We start from the raw sequence: 18,824 nt of genomic DNA on the forward strand, positions 1-18,824 counted from the left end.
TCAGCCGATGTGGTCGCGCACCTGTGCGTAGACCCCGGCATCGCCGAGGAAGGCGGAGTGCAGCAGACACGGAGTCCGGGTGTTCACCGCGCCGACGAGCGCAACCGTGCTGTCGGGGTTGATGACCAGGTCACAGGGCGACCACCACGTGGCGTAGCGGGTGGCGCCGGGCGTTTCGTCGTCCGCGTTGAGCGCGGTGAGGAAGGCGGAGCGGGGGCGCATCTCGACGCACGAGGCCTGACCGCAGAGCCGGGCGGTTTCGGTGCCGTGGTTGGGGCCCGCCAAGGAGACCCATGCGTCGACCTCGGCGTCGCCGCCCAGGTTCTTGAGGTAGTGGCGGGACGACAGGGCGCCCATGGAGTGGGTGACGAGGTCCACCCTGGCCGCTCCGGTCTCCGTGAGGACGCGGTCGACGGTGGCGGCGAGCTGCGACGCGGTCGTGGCGTTCGACTGGGAGGTGGGGTACGTCCACCGGTACAGGCGGTCGGCGGGCCGGCCGTCCGCCCGGAACCGGTCGACCATGGTGTTCCAGACCGAACCGTCGCTGTTCCAGCCGTGTACGAAGACCACGGGGTCGGGTTCGGCCGGTGCCTGGGCGACCGCGGCGGGACGGGCGGCGGCCGGGGTCGCGCAGACGGCCAGGGAGAGAACCACAGCCCCGGCGATGCGCAGCAGGTACGAGTACATGACCCGTTTGTAGCGGTCCGCCGCACGGGCCCCGGCCCCGTGTCCGCCCCGCTCACCCGTCCGGCTCCCGCACTTCACACCGGAGACGTTTCGGTGGCCGATCGGCGACCGTGGCCGGGTTCGGGTTCGGGTTCGGGTTCGGGCGGACGGGAGCCGGTGTCGGTGGGTGTCGATAGGCTTCGTGGATGGCAATTCAGCACGCTTCCCCCGAGACCTCCGACGCTCTGCAGGTACTGCACCGCGTGTTCGGATACAGCTCCTTCCGCGGTGAGCAGCAGGAGATCATCGAGCAGGTCGTCGGCGGCGGCGACGCCCTCGTGCTGATGCCGACCGGCGGCGGCAAGTCGCTCTGCTACCAGATCCCGGCGCTCGTCAGAGAAGGCACGGGCATCGTCATCTCCCCGCTCATCGCGCTGATGCAGGACCAGGTGAACGCGCTGACCGCCCTCGGGGTGCGGGCGGGGTTCCTGAACTCGACGCAGGATCCGTACGAGCGGCAGGCCGTCGAGCAGGCCTTCCTCGCCGACGAGCTGGACCTGCTGTACCTGGCCCCCGAGCGCCTGCGCACCGAGAGCACGCAGCGGCTGCTCGACCGCGGCAAGGTCTCGCTCTTCGCGATCGACGAGGCGCACTGCGTCGCCCAGTGGGGTCACGACTTCCGGCCCGACTACCTCGCGCTGTCGATGCTGCACGAGCGCTGGCCGAAGGTGCCGCGGATCGCGCTGACCGCGACGGCCACCGAGGCCACCAGCGCCGAGATCATGGCGCGGCTCGGCCTGGAGGACGCCCGGCACTTCGTCGCGGGCTTCGACCGGCCGAACATCCAGTACCGGATCGTCGCGAAGAGCAATCCGCTCAAGCAGGTGCTGGAGCTGATCCGGAGCGAGCACGCCGGTGACGCCGGAGTCGTCTACTGCCTCTCGCGCGCCTCGGTGGAGAAGACCGCGGCCTCCCTGGTGGAGCAGGGCATCGACGCGGTGCCCTACCACGCGGGTATGGACGCCCGGACGCGCGCGGCGAACCAGGCGCGCTTCCTGCGGGAGGACGGAGTCGTGGTGGTGGCCACGATCGCCTTCGGCATGGGCATCGACAAGCCGGACGTGCGTTTCGTGGCCCACCTCGACCTGCCCAAGTCGGTCGAGGGGTACTACCAGGAGACCGGCCGGGCCGGCCGCGACGGCGAGCCCGCCACGGCGTGGCTGGCGTACGGACTGCAGGACGTGGTGCAGCAGCGCAAGCTCATCGACGGTTCCGAGGGCGACGAGACGCACCGCCGGTCCCTCGGCATGCACCTGGACGCCATGCTCGCGCTGTGCGAGACGGTGGACTGCCGCCGGGTGCGGCTGCTGGAGTACTTCGGGCAGTCGGGCGTGCCGTGCGGCAACTGCGACACCTGTCTGACGCCGGCCGAGTCGTGGGACGCCACGGTCGCCTCGCAGAAGCTGCTGTCGACCGTGTGGCGGCTCGCGAACGAGCGGCGGCAGAAGTTCGGCGCCGGCCAGATCATCGACATCCTCCAGGGCAAGAAGACGGCCAAGGTCATCCAGTTCGACCACGACGCGCTCTCGGTGTTCGGCATCGGGGCGGACCTGGGCACCGCGGAGTGGCGGGGCGTCGTACGCCAGCTGCTCGCGCAGCGGCTGCTGGCGGTGGAGGGCGAGTACGGGACGCTGGTGCTGACGGAGGACAGCGGCGAGGTACTGGGCGGACGCCGCAGCGTCTCGATGCGGAAGGAGAAGGCGCCCGCCGGCCCCGCCCGCAAGGAGTCCGGATCGCGCTCGGGGAAGGGCGCCCGCGTGCCGGTCGACCTGCCGGCCGCGGCCGAACCGGTCTTCCTGGCCCTGCGCGCCTGGCGGGCCGAGACGGCGCGGGAGCAGGGGGTACCGGCGTACGTCGTCTTCCACGACGCGACGCTGCGGGAGATCGCGACGCGGCTGCCCGCGTCCGCGGAGGAGCTGGGCACCATCGGCGGCGTCGGCGAGGCCAAGCTCGCGAAGTACGCCGAGGGCGTGCTCGGCGCGCTGGCGGAGTCCGGCGCCGCGGCCGCGGCCCCTGCCACGGTTCCCCCGGCCGGTTCTGCGGCTCCGGCGGCTCCCCCGGCTCCCGCCGCCGCGCCGGACGACGAGGAACCGCCCTTCGATACGGAGGAGATGGCTCCGCCGCCCTGGGACGACTGGCAGTAGCCGGCCTCTGCCGCCGGGCCCGGACACAGGCCCGGCGGCACCCCGCGCCCCTGGGACTGGGACGTGCGGCCGGTCGCCGCGCGACCGGGCGTGAGGGACCCGTCACTCCATGCACCGTCAGGAAACCTGCACATCGCGTTCGCGATCTCGACAGCAGGGCTCCCCCGCACCGCGATGCACCGCACACACCCCATCAATTTCGTGCCGATTTGTCACAGTTTGCTCCATGTAAGCAACGCATCCTCCATATCTGTTACTCGATCCTGTGAAGAAGTCGCCACCATTCGGTGAATCAAGCTGCACGTCCGTCGGCAGAGGTGCTCGTCCGCGCGTGACGGGAAGTCAATGGGATTGGCTGGGTCGCCCGTTCGCGTGCTTTCATCATCCGCATCGCAGCAGTCAGGAACGGCGGCCGAGTTTCGCGCCGCCGGCCGACAGCGATGAATTCCTCCCCCCAATGAAAGGTGCGCGCCATGCGTAACGACCTTGAGACCCGTGAGATCGACGACACCGAGCTGGACGCCGTATCCGGCGGCATCATCAGCATCTCCGGTGGCCTGGGTGGCGCCGTGACCAGCGATGTCAGCAACGTTGTGGGCGTCGTGGGCTCCCTCCACACCGTCCAGGCCGCGCAGGGAATCGTCTCCCACGTCCCCGGCCTCGTCACGGGCATCACCGGTGTTTCGGTGAACGCCGGTCGCGCCGGTCTCTGATCGGGAATTACCCGTGAACCCCGGAGCGTCCCCCACGGCTCCGGGGTTCACGGCCGTCCGTATGTCCGCCCGACGATACGAATGCGGTTGAGGGAACAGTCCGTGCAGTTTCGCCAAAAGGCTCTTTCCAAGCTGCAATCGCCCGAGGAATTGGACCTGCCCGTCCGCTTCGCCCGCCCGCAGGGTCGACTCGTCCTGGCCGTCACCGTCGTGGTCATGGCGGCCGCGACCTTCTGGGCCTTCACCGGCACCGTGTCGTCCAAGCTGAGCGCGTCCGGAATCCTCACCCGGGCCGAGGGAAGCTACGTGCTGCAGACCCCGATCGCGGGACAGGTGACCGAAGTCCTGGCCCAGGAGGGCCAATTGCTGGCCGCCGGTGCGCCCCTGCTGAACGTCCGTACGGAGCAGGGCGAGCGCCCCGTGCGCCTGGTGACCGGAGGCCGGGTCACGACCGTGGTGGCCAAGGTGGGCGCGGTCATCGCCACCGGCGCCGACGTGGCGACCGTGGAACGCGTGAAGGATCCGCAGGACCCGCTGGTGGCCGTGCTGTACGTACCCGGTGGCAGCGGCGCGGCGATCCCCGTGGGCGCCCCGGTCGACCTCAGCCTCCAGTCCGTACCGCGCCGGCAGTTCGGCACGCTCCGCGGCCGCGTCGAGGCGGTCGGGCGCGCACCCCTGACACAGGCGCAGATCGGCGGGTTCCTCGGCGACAGCGGGCTCGCCGAGCAGTTCTCCCGCCAGGGCAGCCCGGTGGCCGTGGTCGTCCGGCTCGAGCGCTCCTCCTCCACCCCCTCCGGCTACCGGTGGTCCTCTGCGGACGGACCCCCGTACGCCGTCGACTCCAGGACGCCGGTCACCGGCGCCCTCCACCTCTCCGCACGGCGCCCGGTCGACTGGCTGCTGCCGTGACCGCGCCGCACCTGCCTCCCGCCGGGCGCCGGCGCCACCGCCCCGAGCCGAAGGGCGGCTCCCGCCGCCGGTCCGCGCCCGCCCCCAGGGGCAGGACGCCCCGCCCCGTACGCACCCCCACCGTGCTGCAGATGGAGGAGGTGGAGTGCGGCGCCGCGGCGCTGGCCATGGTGCTCGGCCACTACGGCCGCTTCGTCCCGCTCGAAGAGCTGCGCATCGCGTGCGGCGTCTCCCGCGACGGCTCCCGCGCCAGCAACCTCCTCAAGGCCGCCCGCGGGTACGGGCTGAAGGCCAAGGGCATGCAGATGGACCTGGCCGCGCTCGCCGAGGTGCGCGCCCCGGCCGTGCTGTTCTGGGAGTTCAACCACTACGTCGTCTACGACGGCACGGCACGCCGGCTCGGCCGCGCGGGCGTGTACATCAACGACCCCGCCAAGGGCCGCCGGTTCGTCCCCATGGACGAGTTCGACACCAGCTTCACCGGGGTCGTCCTCACCTTCGAGCCCGGCGACGAGTTCCGCCGCGGCGGCCGCAGGCCGGGCGTCCTGGGAGCCATGCCGGCCCGTCTGCGGGGCACCTCGGGCACCATGGCCGCCGCCGTGGTCGCCAGCCTCCTCCTGGTCGCCGTCGGCGCGACGGTGCCCGCCCTGAGCCGTACGTACATCGACATGTTCCTCATCGGCGAGCAGACCTCCCTGCTGGGTGCGCTGTTCGCCGCGATGGCCGTCGCCCTCGTACTCACCGCGACGCTCACGGCCCTGCTGCACGCCAACCTGCTGCGCGGGCGCATCATCTCCTCGACCCTGGGCAGCGCCCGCTTCTTCCGGCACCTGCTCAGACTTCCGGTCACCTTCTACTCCCAGCGCAACCCGGCCGACCTGGTCCAGCGCCTGCAGTCCAACGACGCGGTCGCCGAGACCCTCGCCCGGGACCTGTCCGCCGCGGGCGTGGACGCCGTCGTCGTCGTGCTCTACGCCGTCCTGCTGTGGACCTACGATCCGCAGCTCACCCTGGTCGGCGTGGCCGTGGCGCTGCTCAACGTGATCGCCCTGCGGATCGCGATCCGGCTGCGGGCCACCGGCACCCAGAAGCTGCGCGCCGAGAGCGCCCGGCTGACCAACACCTCGTACAGCGGTCTCCAGCTCATCGAGACGATGAAGGCGACGGGCGGCGAGAACGGCTTCTTCCGCCGCTGGGCCGGACAGCACGCGGTCACCCTCGACGTCCAGCAGCGGCTCGGCGTGCCCAGCGCGTGGCTGGCGATCGTCGCGCCCACGCTGGCGGCGTTCAACAGCGCGCTGATCCTGACGATCGGCGGCCTGCGGGCCGTGGAGGGCCACCTCACCGTGGGTCTGCTCGTCGCCTTCCAGGCCCTGGTGACCAGCTTCACCGCCCCGATCTCCCGGCTGGGCGGCGTCGCCGGCAGGATCCAGGACTTCGCGGCCGACGTCGCCCGCCTGGGCGATGTCGAGAACTTCCCGGTCGACCGGGTCTACTCGCGGCGCGAGCCCGCGGCTTCCACCCGGCGCCTCAAGGGCCATGTGGAGCTGGACGCCATCACCTTCGGCTACAACCCGCTGGACGCCCCGCTGCTCAAGGACTTCTCGCTCGCGGTCGGACCCGGGCAGCAGGTCGCTCTCGTCGGCGGCTCGGGCAGCGGCAAGTCCACCGTCTCCCGGTTGATCTCCGGCCTCCACACCCCCTGGGCCGGGGCCATCCGCATCGACGGGATGCGGCTGGAGGACATCCCGCGCGGGGCGCTGGCCGCCTCCGTCTCCTTCGTCGACCAGGACGTCTTCCTCTTCGAGGGCACCGTCCGCGACAACGTCACGCTCTGGGACCCTTCCATCCCGGACGAGGCCGTGATCGCCGCCCTCGAGGACGCCGCCGTGCACGAGGTGGTCGCCCGCCGCCCCGGGGGCATCCACAGCCGCGTCGAGCAGGACGGCCGCAACTTCTCCGGCGGCCAGCGACAGCGCCTGGAGATCGCGCGGGCGCTGGTGCGCCGCCCCAGCGTCATGGTGCTCGACGAAGTGACCAGCGCCCTGGACGCGGTGACCGAGCAGGTCATCATCGAGAACCTGCGCCGCCGGGGCTGCGCCTGCGTGGTCATCGCCCACCGGCTGAGCACGGTGCGCGACAGCGACGAGATCCTCGTGCTCGACCGGGGCACGGTCGTGGAGCGGGGACGGCACGAGCAACTGGTCGCCGCGCGGGGCCCGTACGCCGCACTGGTCAAGGAGCACTGAGGTGACGTACACGCACCGCACCACCACCACCACCACCGGCGCCGCTGCCGCCGCCGGCCCGTGGGACCGGGGCCCGGACCCCGTCGTCGAGGCGCTGGGCGGGCTGGGCTCGCCGGTCGACTGCACGGGCATGCGCAGCCTGTCCCTGGAGGGCCCGCTCGTCCTGTGGCTGGTCGTCGAGGGCGAGTTGGACCTGTTCGCCGTGGACGCCACGCAGGCCGGACACTGGCACTTCCTGGGCCGGCTGGAGCCGGGCACGCTGCTGCTCGGACCCGCCGAGGGCCCCGGGCACACCTTGGTCGGCCGACCCCTGCAGGGGTGCCGGCTGCGCCGTATCGGGTTGCGGGAACTCGCCCGCCCGCAGGACGCGCCGTACCCGCAGCACCCCCAGGACCCGCGGTACGCCGACCGGTTCCACGGCGGACCGTGGTACGCCGACGAAGGGCACTTCGCCGCCGCAGGCCTGCCCAGCCCGCTGGAGGACGCCTTCGCGCGCGGGATCGGCCGCGGTCTGCGCGTGCTCTACGAGGCGCCGCTGGACGGCGCCGCCCCCACCGGGCACGGCGGGGCCGACGACGACATCCTGTGGATGCGGATCACCCCCGGCAGCGTGCAGTACGGCGCCGTGTACGAGGCGGAGGCGGTGGGCACCCTCCTCGTCGACGCGGAGATGTGGCAGGGCATGGTCGACCAGCAGTACCGGCTGCTGTACGCCCTGGACGGCTGGATCGAAGCGCTGGAGCGCACCCACGAGGACCGCACGGCGGCCGGGATCGAGGCGGGCCGGACGGCCCGTACCCAGGCCGACCGGACGCTGCTGGCGTCCATCGTCCGCGCCGGTGGCCGCGATCCCCACCGCGGCGCCGGCGTCGACGCGACCTTCGCCGCGTGCCGCGTGGTCGCGGCCGCGGCCCGCATCACCCTGACCTCGCCGAGCGGGGCCGACGCCGCCTCCGAGCAGTTGGATCCCGTCGAACGCATCGCGCTCGCCTCGCGGATCCGCACCCGCGCGGTCGGGCTCGGCGGGCACTGGTGGCGGGAGAACTCCGGCCCGCTGGTGGGCCGGCGCGCGAAGGACGGCGCACCGGTCGCCCTGCTGTGGAGGCGCGGCGGCTACGAGGCGGTCGACCCCGCCGCGGGCACGCGCGAGCGCGTCGGGAAGAGCAGGGCGGAAGCCTTCGAACCGCGGGCCGTCATGCTGTACCGCCCCCTGCCCGACGGGCGGGTGGGCCTGCCGGCGCTGCTCCGCTTCAGCGTGCGCGGCACCCTGCCGGAGCTGCGCAGCCTGATGCTAGGCGGGCTGGTCGCGGTGGTGCTGGGCGCACTGGTGCCGGTCGCCACCGGTCAGGTCCTCGGCCGGTACGTCCCGCAGGGCGAAACCGGCCTCATCGTGCAGTGCGGGGTGGCGCTGATCGCGACCGCCGTGCTCGCGGCCGTCTTCATGCTGCTGCAGAACACCTCCCTGCTACGGATGGAGGGCCGCATCGAGGCCACCTTGCAACCGGCCGTGTGGGACCGGCTGCTCCGGCTGCCCGCGAAGTTCTTCGCCGGTCGCTCCACCGGCGAACTGGCCGGCGCCGCGATGGGCGTCAGCGCCATCCGCCGCGTGCTGTCCGGCATCGGCCCGGTCTGCGTGCAGGCGGGCGCGGTCGGCGCGGTGAGCTTCGTACTGCTGTTCGTCCACAGCGTGCCGCTGGCGATGGCGGCCCTGGCCATGCTGCTCGTCATCGCGGGGATCTTCCTCGGCCTGGGGCTGTGGCAGTTGCGGTACGAGCGCCGGCTGAACACGCTCGGGCACCGGCTGGGCAACCAGGCCTTCCAGACGCTGCGGGGCCTGCCCAAGCTCCGGGTCGCCGCGGCCGAGAGCTTCGCGTACGCCGCCTGGGCAACGGAGTTCGCCCGGACCCGCGACCTGCATCAGCGCATCGGCCGGACGCAGAACGTCATCACGGTCCTCGGCGCCGTCTACCTGCCGCTGTGCACGCTGGTGATGTTCGTGCTGCTGGCCGGTCCGGCGCGCGGCGCCATGTCCGCCAGCGAGTTCCTCACCTTCAGCACCGCGCTGACGATGCTGCTGTCATCGGTGACCCAGGTGACCGGGGCGCTCATCTCGGCCGCCGCGGTACTGCCGATGTTCGAGCAGATCCGGCCGCTGCTGCGGGAGATCCCCGAGGTGGAGCGCTCCAGTACCCGCCCGGGAGAGCTGACCGGTGCCATCGAGGCCAAGAACCTGTCCTACCGCTACGCCGACGACGGCCCGCTCGTACTCGACGACATCAGCCTCCGGATCGGACCGGGCGAGTTCGTCGCGATCGTCGGGGCCAGTGGCTGCGGCAAGTCGACCCTGCTGCGGCTGCTCATCGGCTTCGACAGGCCCGTCTCGGGCAGCGTGCTCTACGACGGCCAGGACCTGGCGGCTCTCGACCGGGCGGCCGTACGCCGCCAGTGCGGCGTGGTGCTGCAGAACGCCCAGCCCCTCACCGGCTCGATCCTCGACTGCATCTGCGGCGCGGGGACGTTCTCGCTCGACGAGGCGTGGGAGGCGGCCGCGATGGCGGGCCTGGCCGAGGACATCAAGGCCATGCCGATGGGCATGCACACCATCCTCTCCGACGGCGGCGGCACCGTCTCGGGCGGCCAGCGCCAGCGGCTGATGATCGCCCAGGCCCTCATCCGCAAGCCGCGGATCCTGTTCCTCGACGAGGCCACCAGTGCGCTGGACAACGAGGCCCAGCGGGTGGTCATCGAATCCACGCGCGCCCTGCGGACCACCCGCGTCGTGATCGCCCACCGCCTCACCACGGTCATGGACGCCGACCGCGTGATCGTGATGTCGCAGGGCCGGATCGTCCAGCAGGGGCCGCCCGCCGAGCTGCTCGCCGACACCGAGGGCCTCTTCCACGGTCTGGTCCGCCGGCAACTGCGTTGACACATGAAAGTGTGAGTGGTTGAGTACTCACATGAAGAACGAACGACCTCGCCAGCTGTCCACCGCCGAGGAGCGCCGCGAGACGGTGCTGCGCACCGCCATCGGCGCCTTCGCGGCTCGTGGCTACTGGGGCACCACGACGACCGAGGTGGCGAAGGCGGCCGGCATCTCGCAGGCGTACGTCTACCGTTTGTTCCCGAACAAGGAACTGCTGTTCACGGCGGTGGTCGAGTACTGCTTCGTACAGGTCCGGTCCGCACTGGAGCAGGCGGCGACCGAGGTCCGGGGCAGCTCCCCCCAGGCGGTGCTGGGGGCCATGGGGGATGCGTACGCGCTGCTGATCAGCAACAACGACCTGATGCTGATCCAGCTGCACGCCCAGGCCGCGGCCGTCTCCGAGCCGGCCGTCCGCGAGGCGGTCCGGCAGGGCTACGCCCGGCTGGTGGAGTACGTCCGCGGCGCCTCGGGCGCCGCCGAGGTCCAGGTCCAGGAGTTCTTCGCACGCGGCATGCTGTGCCACCTCATCGTCTCCATGGGCGCCGACGAGGTCGACGCCCCCTGGACCCGCACCCTGACCGCGGGCATCAAGCACTTCTGACGTCACGTCCGACCGGCGGCGGGGCACACGGCTCCGTCTTTTCTTTGGCGCAAAGAGTGAGTGGTCAACCACTCATGGAGGATCGCAGTGAAAGCCACCACCACCCGCGGCCCCGGAGCGGCGCTCGCCGCCCTGGCGGGAGCGCAGTTCACGGTCATGCTCGCCACCTCGATCGTGAATGTGGCGCTGCCGCAGATCCGCGACGGCGTCGGGCTGTCGGACAACGGCACCACGTGGGTGGTCAACGCCTACGGCCTGGCCTTCGGCGCGCTGCTGCTGGCCGGCGGCAGGGCCGCCGACCTCGTCGGCCGGCGCCGGGTACTGCTCGCGGGGATCGCGGTGTTCGGGGCAGCCTCGCTGGCGGCCGGGCTGGCCACCTCGTCCCCGGTCCTGATCGCGGCCCGCGCGGTGCAGGGCCTGGGCGCGGCGGCGATCGCCCCGGCGGCGCTGGCCCTCGTGATGGACCTGTTCCCGCCGGGACCCGGGCGAGGCAGGGCACTGGGGGTGTGGGGAGCCGTGTCGGGCGCGGGAGGCGCGGTCGGCGTCCTGCTCGGGGGCGTACTCACCCAGGCCCGGGGCTGGCAGTGGATCTTCTTCGCCGTCGCCGTCGGCGCGCTCCTGATCCTGGTCGGCGTCGCCGTGAGCGTGCCGCGTACGGCGATCACCGGCGCGGGCGGCTTCGACCTGCCCGGCAGCATCACGGTCACCCTCGCGCTGACCTCCCTGGTGTGGGGCCTGACCACGGCCCGCCGGTCGGGCTGGACGGACACCTCCGTCCTCGGGGCCTTCGCCGCCACCGCGGTGCTGGCGGCCGCGTTCGTCCTGGTCGAGCGCCACCACCCGAACCCGCTGCTGCCGCCCCGCCTGTTCCGCGCCGGTCGCGTCAGCGCCGGCAACCTGCTGATGGCCCTGCTGGGCTCGGTGTGGATCGCGCTGTTCTTCTTCCTTCCGCTCTACCAGCAGCAGGTACTCGGCTCCAGCCCCCTGGTCACGGGCCTCGGCCAACTCCCCCTGGCCGCGGCCAACATGCTCGGCTCCACCCTCGCCCCGCGGATCTCCCGCCGGATCGGCGCCACCGCGACGGTGACCACGGCCCTGCTGACCGAGGCAGCCGGGTTGCTGTGGCTGTCCCGGATCAGCGCCGACGGCGGCTACCTCGCCGACGTACTCGGCCCGAGCACCCTCATCGGCCTGGGCCTGAGCATCGCCTTCGTCCAGCTCACCGCCCTGTCCGTGGAGGGCGTCAGCGGGCAGGACGCCGGGCTCGCCGGCGGCTTCGTGAACACCACCCGGCAGGTCGGCGGCGCTATCGGCCTCGCCGTACTGGCCACCCTCGCCGGCACCACCACCGCCCACGCGGCCGCGCACCAGCCGCACCTCGAAGCGCTCACCGCCGGCTACCGCACCGCCTTCGGCATCTCCGCCGCCGTCCTCGCGGCCACCGCCGCCCTCACCCTGCTGCTCCTCCGCACCCGCACCCGCCGCGACGCCGCCGTCCCCGCCGCCGCGGCCACCCGCCCGTAACCACACAGCACGTCAACCGAGAGGAAGAACAGGCATGTTCACCATCGACGAGAGCGCACCCGTCATCGTCCGCCTGTCCACCGTGATCGACGCCCCGCCGGAGCGCGTCTGGGACCTGCACACCCGGATCGACGCCTGGCCCGGCTGGAACACCCACATCGACCGGGCGGCGCTCGACGGCCCGCTGGCGCCGGGCAGCTCCTTCGGCTGGAAGACGCACGGCCTGGACATCACCTCGACCCTCCTCGAGGTCGTCCCCGGTGAGCGGGTGGTCTGGGGCGGCCCGGCCAACGGAATCGACGGGGTCCACGTGTGGACCTTCGAGCGGACCGGCAGCCGGACCCTGGTCCGTACCGAGGAGTCCTGGAGCGGCGCACCCGTCGAGGCCGCGACCGAGGAACTCCGCCGGGCCCTGCACGACTCGCTGACCGCCTGGCTCGCCACCCTCAAGGCCCGCGCCGAGCAGACCGACTGACGTCGGTCCGTCGACCGGAACACGACCCACACACCCACACTGAGCGAGGTTCCTGCCATGAGCACCGACAAGCCCTATCTGATCGGCCACTACGCCCCGGCCGTCGACGAGATCACCGCCACCGAACTGACCGTCGAGGGTTCCCTGCCGCCGGAGCTGACCGGCCGGCTCATCCGCAACAGCCACAACCCCAAGGCCGGTGTCACCCCCACCCACTGGTTCAAGGGCAGCGGCATGGTGCACGGCATCCGGCTGCGCGAGGGCCGCGCCGAGTGGTACCGCAACCGCTGGGTGCGCACCCCCGCCCTCGACGGCGCCCCGTACATGACCGAGCACGGCCCCGACCTGACCGCCAGCACCGCCGGCACCCATGTCATCGAGCACGGCGGCCGCCTGCTGGCGCTGTGCGAGGCGAACCTGCCCTTCGAGCTCACCCCGGAGCTGGAGACGGTCGGTGTCCACGACTTCGGCGGCAAGCTGCGCAGCGCGATGACCGCGCACCCGAAGACCGATCCGCTCACCGGCGAACTGCACTTCTTCGGCTCCTCGCCCTTCCCGCCCCACCTCATGTACTACGTCGCCGACGCCAACGGCCACATCACCCACAGCGCCGAGGTGCCGGGGGCCGGCGCCGCCCTCAAGCACGACTTCGCCATCACCCGCCACTACGTGGTCTTCGTCGAGGGCACCGTCACCTTCGACCCCGCCGAGCACTCCGGAATCCCCTACGGCTGGAACGACGCGCAGCCGGCCAGGATCGGCGTCATGCCCCGCGGCCCGGAGGGCGCCGGGCTGATCCGCTGGTTCTCCATCGAGCCGGGCAGCATGCTGCACGCCGCCAACGCCTACGAGGACGCCCGGGGCCGCATCGTGCTGGAGGGCCCGACCGTGGACCGGGAGGGCTTCCAGCTCTCCTGGAACTGGTGGGTCGGTGCCCCGGGCCGCGGTACCGAGCCCAATGCCCGCTCCTACAACCGCCGATGGGTCATCGACCTGGCCGCCGGCAGCGTCGACGAGCAGATCATCGACGACCTCGCGATCGAATTCCCCACGTTCAACGAAGATTTCCTCGGGGCCGAGCACCGCTACCAGTACGCGATCTCCTTCCCGGACCAGGACGGCCAGGGCGGCTACGGCATCGTCAAGTACGACCGGACCACCGGTGCCCGTGACATCCACGAGGCCGGTGACGCCCGACTGCCCAGTGAGGCCGTGTTCGTCCCCGCCGCCGGCGCGACCCGTGAGGATGACGGCTATCTGCTGACCGTGGTGTCCGACCTCAAGCAGGACGCCTCCCAGCTGCTGGTGCTGGACGCCTCGGGCTTCGGGGAGATCGCCAGCGTCCACCTGCCGCGCCGGGTCACGGCCGGCATCCACGGCTCGTGGATCCCCGACGGCGGCCAGGGCGGCTCCGGCCACTGACCACCGGTCACTGGAGCTGGGACAGGTCGACCGAGTCGGCGGGCGCCGGGGGCTTGGCGGTGACGGGCTCGTCGAAGGCGGAGAAGCCGGCCGCCACCTTCTCGCCGGACTCGTCGGTGCCCTGGATCCGCAGCAGGTACGGCTCGTCCTCGGTGGAGACCTGGTACGTTCCCGTCCTGCTCTCGCCCCGGCTGGTGACCGTGATGGCGGGACGGCCGTCGACGGTGGTCCGGGAGCCCTTGACGAGCTGTTCGCCCGTCTGCTTCGAGGAGAACTCCTTCTTGAAGAAGTCCAGATCGCAGACTTGGGCGAACTCGCGCAGCAGGGCGCTGTCCGTGGTGCCGTGCAGATAGCGGCCGTTGATGAGCGCGATCGCGTCGTCGGCCCCGGCACCCGGTACCTGGGCCCGCAGCAGGGCGTCGTCGAGCTTCATCCAGACGTCGTTGCCGCGTTTGATGATGTCGGCCGTCCCCGCGTTGCCGGCAGGTGTGACCGTGCCGACGCAGTTGCCCTGCTCGTCGAACCGGAGATCGAGCGCGGTGGTGCCGGTCTTGTCGGTCACCTTGCCCACCATGCGCATGGAGGTGACCTTGGCCATCGCCTCCCGCGAAGCCTGCGCGATGGCCTGGGCGCTCTCGTCGGCGATGCCGTTGTCATCGGCTCCGGCAGCTCCTGCGCCCGAGAGGACCAGCAGGCAGGCGGCTCCGGCGGTCGCGCAGCGGGCCGCGACGGCCCTGGATGCGGACATCGGGCATCACCTTCCTCGGGCCGCTTCCGGAGCGCGGCGGGCGTCACCGCTCCTCCGGCGCGGCCGGTCACCTGATCAGCGTAGGTCCGCCGCGCGGTGGGCGCAGTTCGGGTGGCTTCGGCCGGACCCGGACGGGAGGGCCCCGGCGTCGGGCAGCATGGTGGCCGATCATGCCCCCCGCAGCACCGCCGATGGAGGCTCGAATGACCAGTTCCGCGTCCTTACCGCCGATGAGAGCACGCCTCGCGATGACCGTGACGGCCGCCGCCACCGCCCTGACGATGGCAGGGTCCGCCACCGCCGTGGCCGCCTCACCGCCACCGGAGCCGAAGGCGCCGCGCGCGTTCGTGGCACTGAGCTCGGTCGACCCGACGATCCTGCAGGAGATGCGGTACACGCGTGCGCACAACTTCGTCGGCGAGCCGGTCGACGGCTACCGCGAGCCCGTCTGCATCCTGACCCTCCCGGCCGCTCAGGCCCTGCACCGGGCCCAGGTGCGCCTGCTGCGCCAGGGGTACTCGCTCAAGGTGTACGACTGCTACCGGCCGCAGCGGGCCGTCGACCACTTCGTACGGTGGGCGAAGGACCTCGGCGACGAGCGGCGGAAGGCGGAGTTCTATCCGCGCGTCGAGAAGTCCCGGCTGTTCGAGGACGGCTACATCGCGGAGAAGTCCGGACACAGCCGGGGCAGCACCATGGACGTGACGATGGTGCGGCTGCCGGCGCGTACGGCGCCCCGCCCGCGGCCGGGGCAGGAATCGGTGCCCTGCTACGCACCCCGGGCGGAGCGGTACCCGGACAACTCGGTGGACATGGGCACGGGTTTCGACTGCTTCGACACGCTGTCGCACACCGACGACCCGCGCGTCCAGGGTGAGCAGCGCGGGAACCGGGACCTCCTGAAGTCGGCGCTGGCGGCCGAGGGGTTCGTCAACCTTCCCGAGGAGTGGTGGCACTTCACCCACAAGCCGGAGCTGTTCCCCGACACGTACTTCGACTTCCCCGTGGCACGCCGGTCGGTCGCCGGACACCGTCCCTGAGGGTGCAGTGCGCCGCCGTCCCGGCGGGACGGCGTTCACCGCGCGACGTCGGCCGACCAGTCGATGCGCGGTGGCCGGACGGCGGCGCACAGCGGTCGGCCCTTGGCGTCGGTGAGCCCGAGCCGCCCCAGCAGCCGGCCGGAGCGCAGCGCGGCCGCCGCCGTTTCCGCCGCGATCGCGTCGAGCATCAGTTTGGCGCGCCGGAACATGGTGAAGCCGCCGACGTCGCCCACGCTCCCCCACGACAGGTAGACGAACCGGCCGGCGGGGCGGCCCTGGACGTACGGCCCCTTGAGATCGATCCCGGCTCCGGTCTGCGTCGCCGTGCACTCCAGGGTCCAGGTCGCCGAGGCGGCGTCGCCCGGGTGCAGGCCCAGCAACTCGCCCGGGCGGTCGCGCCGCTGCACGGCGACGTGGATGTTGCGCTGCCCGGGAAAGTCGGGAGCGGGCGGACAATCCCGCCCCGGGAGGTCGACGGCTTCGATCCGAATCTGTATACGACCATCCTCCCTGCGACGGGAAGGTCCGGGGCGCGGGGCCCGGGCCGCCGGGATGCGCGGGTCGCGGCGGCGGCGGACAGTGGAGCCGGAGCCTTCGGCACACCGGGAGGACCCGCATGACGGACGAGGACCCGACGCCCGACCGGGCGGTTTCGCCTTTCATGACGGAAGCGGATTTCCGCTCCCTCCACGCCGAGCTGCGCCGGCGGGCGTCCGGTGGTGCGGAGCACCGGCGCGGAGCCCTCGCCCATCTGACCCCCGCACGCGTGGCAGCGGCCGCCGCCGAGGTGCGGGACGGGCGCACCGTGTCGCTGGCCGCGCCCATCGAGACACAGCCCGGACCGGACGATCCGCAGCCCGCCGTCTACCGCCTGACCGCGCCGACGGCGCCGGAGACCGGGACTCCGGGGGTGCACTTCGCCCTGGACCGGTTCGCCATGAACGTGCACGGGGACGCCCACAGCCATCTCGACGCGCTGTGCCACGTCGTGTTCGACGGCGAACTGCACGGCGGTGTCCCGGAGAGCCGCCTCGCGGCGGGTGCCGCCCGGGGGATCACCCTCGACCTGGTGCGCGACGGGATCGTCGGCTCCGGGGTCCTGCTGGACGTCCCGCGGCTGCGCGGAGTCTCCTGGCTGGAGCCCGGGGACTTCGTGACCGCCGAGGAACTCACGGCGGCCGAGGAGGCCCAGGGCCTGCGGATCGGGCCGGGCGATCTGCTGCTCGTACGGGTCGGGCACCGCCGTCGGCGCCGGGAGAGGGGCGCCTGGGACGCGGCGCACTCCCGGGCGGGCCTGCATCCGGCGTGCATGCGGCTGCTGGCCGAGCGGGAGGTCGCGGTCCTCGGTTCGGACGGCAACAACGACGCGGCCCCGAGCCCGGTGGCCGGCGTCCCGTTCCCCGTGCACGTCCTGGCCCTGCACGCCCTGGGCATGCACCTGATGGACTACCTGGACCTGGACGAACTGGCCCGCGCGTGCGCGGAGCTCGGTCGCTGGCGGTTCCTGTGCGCGGTGGCGCCGCTGCGGCTGCCGGGGGCCACCGGCTCCCCGGTGAACCCGATCGCCGTCCTGTGACTCGCGCCGCCGGTGTCCGGCTCCCCGCATCCCCGGGTGCCGCACCGGCGGGGGGCGTATACGTTCGAAGGGGGACCCTGCCGCGACAGGCCCGCCCGGGCGGCGGCACCGCGAGCCGAGGACGGTGATCCGGTGAAGGACGCTCCGCACTACGACGTCATTGTCATAGGAACGGGGGCGGGCGGCGGCACGCTCGCCCACCGGCTCGCCCCGTCGGGAAAGCGGGTGCTGATCCTCGAGCGCGGCGGCTACCTCCCCCGCGAACGCGACAACTGGGACTCCACTGCGGTGTTCGTCAAGGGGAAGTACCGCGCTCCCGAGTTCTGGTTCGACCAGCACGGCCGCGAGTTCCCGCCGGAGGTCAACTACTACGTCGGCGGCAACACCAAGTTCTACGGCGCGGCCCTGTTCCGGCTGCGCCCGGAGGACTTCGGCGAGCTGCGCCACCACGACGGGATCTCGCCTGCCTGGCCGATCCGCTACGAAGACCTGGAGCCGTACTACACCCAGGCGGAGCACCTCTACCGGGTGCACGGCCGGCACGGCGAGGACCCCACGGAGGGGCCGGCGAGTGCCCAGTACGCTCACCCGCCGGTGGAACACGAGCCGCGGATCCAGCAGTTGAGCGACGACCTGGAGAAGCAGGGCCTGCACCCCTTCCACCTGCCCATCGGGGTCGACCTGGTCCAGGACGCGGCCGGGCGGGCGACTCCCTCCAGTGTCTGCATCCGCTGCAACCGGGTCGACGGCTTCCCGTGCCTGGTACGCGCCAAGTCGGATGCCCAGGTGATCTGCGTGGAGCCGGCGTTGCAGCACCCCAACGTGGAGATGATCACCCACGCCCATGTGCTGCGACTCGAAACCGATCCGACCGGACGCACGGTCAGCTCGGTCGTGGCCCGCCTCGAGGGCGGCGAGGAGGCCCGTTTCTCCGCCGACCTGGTGGTCGTGGCCTGCGGCGCGGTCAACTCGGCGGCCCTGCTGCTCGCTTCGGCGAACGACCGGCATCCGCAGGGCCTCGCGAATGCCTCGGACGTGGTCGGGCGGTTCTACATGCGCCACAACAACCTGGCCCTGATGGCCGTCTCCAGGGAGCCGAACGACACGCAGTTCCAGAAGACCCTGGCCCTGCACGACTGGTACCTGGGCGCGGACGACTGGGACTACCCCCTCGGCGGGATCCAGATGCTCGGCAAGTCGGACGCCGAGCAGATCCACGGCGAGGCGCCGCGCTGGGCCGGCGCCGTGACCCCCGACATGCCCTTCGAGGTCATGGCCCACCATGCCGTGGACTTCTGGCTGTGCGGGGAGGACCTGCCACTGCCCGACAACCGCGTCACCCTGGACGGCGACGGCCGCATCCACCTCGCCCTCGACGAGTCCCACAACACGGCCGGGCTGAAGCGGCTGCGGCACAAGCTCCAGAAGATGCTGGGCCACCTCGGCATGCACGAGCACCACCTGCTGGACCACAGCCTCTACCTGCACAAGGGCATGCCGATCGGTGCCACCGCGCACCAGGCCGGCACCGTGCGCTTCGGCCCGGACCCGGCGTCGTCCGCGCTGGACCTCAACTGCAAGGCGCACGACGTGGACAACCTGTACGTGGTCGACACGAGCTTCTTCCCGAGCATCGGCGCGGTCAACCCGTCCCTGACGGCCATCGCGAACGCCCTGCGCGTCGGCGACCACCTCCTGGAGCGGATGGGCTGACCCGAGGCGGGACACCGCCGACCGGGCGAAGATCGTGCGCCGGGTGGCGCAACGCCGA

General features: G+C 72.2%; 15 protein-coding genes. 12 read left to right on the forward strand and 3 right to left on the reverse strand.

The window, feature by feature from the left end:
- Positions 1-687, reverse strand: a complete 687-nt coding sequence (locus ACIQZO_RS05310; protein ID WP_403620381.1) for an esterase/lipase family protein — start codon at positions 685-687, stop codon at positions 1-3.
- A gap of 185 nt (positions 688-872) precedes the next feature.
- Between ACIQZO_RS05310 and recQ the strand changes: the two genes are divergently transcribed.
- The 9 genes from recQ (at position 873) to ACIQZO_RS05355 (ending at position 13,689) form a co-directional block, all read left to right on the forward strand.
- Positions 873-2,870, forward strand: coding sequence for a DNA helicase RecQ (gene recQ, locus ACIQZO_RS05315; protein ID WP_403620384.1), 1,998 nt, complete (start codon positions 873-875; stop codon positions 2,868-2,870).
- A 473-nt stretch (positions 2,871-3,343) separates the two neighbouring features.
- On the forward strand, positions 3,344-3,583 hold the full coding sequence (locus ACIQZO_RS05320) for a hypothetical protein (RefSeq protein WP_403620387.1): 240 nt from the start codon (positions 3,344-3,346) through the stop codon (positions 3,581-3,583).
- A 102-nt stretch (positions 3,584-3,685) separates the two neighbouring features.
- Positions 3,686-4,492 (forward strand): hypothetical protein, encoded by an 807-nt coding sequence (locus ACIQZO_RS05325; protein WP_403620390.1) that lies wholly within the window; start codon positions 3,686-3,688, stop codon positions 4,490-4,492.
- Positions 4,489-6,741, forward strand: a complete 2,253-nt coding sequence (locus ACIQZO_RS05330) for an NHLP family bacteriocin export ABC transporter peptidase/permease/ATPase subunit (protein WP_403620393.1) — start codon at positions 4,489-4,491, stop codon at positions 6,739-6,741. The genes ACIQZO_RS05325 and ACIQZO_RS05330 overlap by 4 nt, the downstream gene beginning before the upstream one ends.
- Before the next feature lie 130 nt (positions 6,742-6,871).
- Entirely contained in the window at positions 6,872-9,670 is a 2,799-nt protein-coding gene (locus ACIQZO_RS05335) for an NHLP bacteriocin export ABC transporter permease/ATPase subunit (RefSeq protein ID WP_403620907.1), read from the forward strand.
- Between the two features lie 31 nt (positions 9,671-9,701).
- Entirely contained in the window at positions 9,702-10,268 is a 567-nt protein-coding gene (locus ACIQZO_RS05340) for a TetR/AcrR family transcriptional regulator (protein WP_403620396.1), read from the forward strand.
- Between the two features lie 87 nt (positions 10,269-10,355).
- Positions 10,356-11,792 (forward strand): MFS transporter, encoded by a 1,437-nt coding sequence (locus tag ACIQZO_RS05345; RefSeq protein ID WP_403620399.1) that lies wholly within the window; start codon positions 10,356-10,358, stop codon positions 11,790-11,792.
- Between the two features lie 34 nt (positions 11,793-11,826).
- Positions 11,827-12,267 carry an SRPBCC family protein gene (locus ACIQZO_RS05350; RefSeq protein ID WP_403620402.1) on the forward strand — a complete coding sequence of 147 codons (441 nt, stop codon included), beginning with the start codon at positions 11,827-11,829 and terminating at the stop codon, positions 12,265-12,267.
- Positions 12,268-12,324: 57 nt separating this feature from the next.
- Positions 12,325-13,689 (forward strand): carotenoid oxygenase family protein, encoded by a 1,365-nt coding sequence (locus tag ACIQZO_RS05355; RefSeq protein WP_403620405.1) that lies wholly within the window; start codon positions 12,325-12,327, stop codon positions 13,687-13,689.
- Between the two features lie 7 nt (positions 13,690-13,696).
- On the opposite strand, the gene ACIQZO_RS05360 is transcribed toward ACIQZO_RS05355, so the two are convergent.
- Positions 13,697-14,437, reverse strand: coding sequence for a hypothetical protein (locus ACIQZO_RS05360; RefSeq protein WP_403620408.1), 741 nt, complete (start codon positions 14,435-14,437; stop codon positions 13,697-13,699).
- 203 nt (positions 14,438-14,640) lie between these two features.
- Here ACIQZO_RS05360 and ACIQZO_RS05365 point away from each other — a divergent pair, with 203 nt between their 5' ends.
- Positions 14,641-15,477: a M15 family metallopeptidase gene (locus ACIQZO_RS05365; RefSeq protein WP_403620411.1), complete on the forward strand. Its 837-nt coding sequence runs from the start codon at positions 14,641-14,643 to the stop codon at positions 15,475-15,477.
- A gap of 35 nt (positions 15,478-15,512) precedes the next feature.
- Here ACIQZO_RS05365 and ACIQZO_RS05370 read toward each other — a convergent pair whose 3' ends face one another.
- Positions 15,513-15,974 (reverse strand): DUF5990 family protein, encoded by a 462-nt coding sequence (locus ACIQZO_RS05370; protein ID WP_403620910.1) that lies wholly within the window; start codon positions 15,972-15,974, stop codon positions 15,513-15,515.
- A 119-nt stretch (positions 15,975-16,093) separates the two neighbouring features.
- Between ACIQZO_RS05370 and ACIQZO_RS05375 the strand changes: the two genes are divergently transcribed.
- Positions 16,094-17,053 (forward strand): cyclase family protein, encoded by a 960-nt coding sequence (locus ACIQZO_RS05375; protein ID WP_403620414.1) that lies wholly within the window; start codon positions 16,094-16,096, stop codon positions 17,051-17,053.
- Between the two features lie 132 nt (positions 17,054-17,185).
- Positions 17,186-18,766, forward strand: a complete 1,581-nt coding sequence (locus ACIQZO_RS05380; RefSeq protein ID WP_403620416.1) for a GMC oxidoreductase — start codon at positions 17,186-17,188, stop codon at positions 18,764-18,766.
- The last annotated feature ends 58 nt before the right edge of the window (positions 18,767-18,824 follow it).

The sequence above is a fragment of the Streptomyces sp. NPDC097617 genome (assembly GCF_044761485.1).
Lineage (GTDB): Bacteria > Actinomycetota > Actinomycetes > Streptomycetales > Streptomycetaceae > Streptomyces.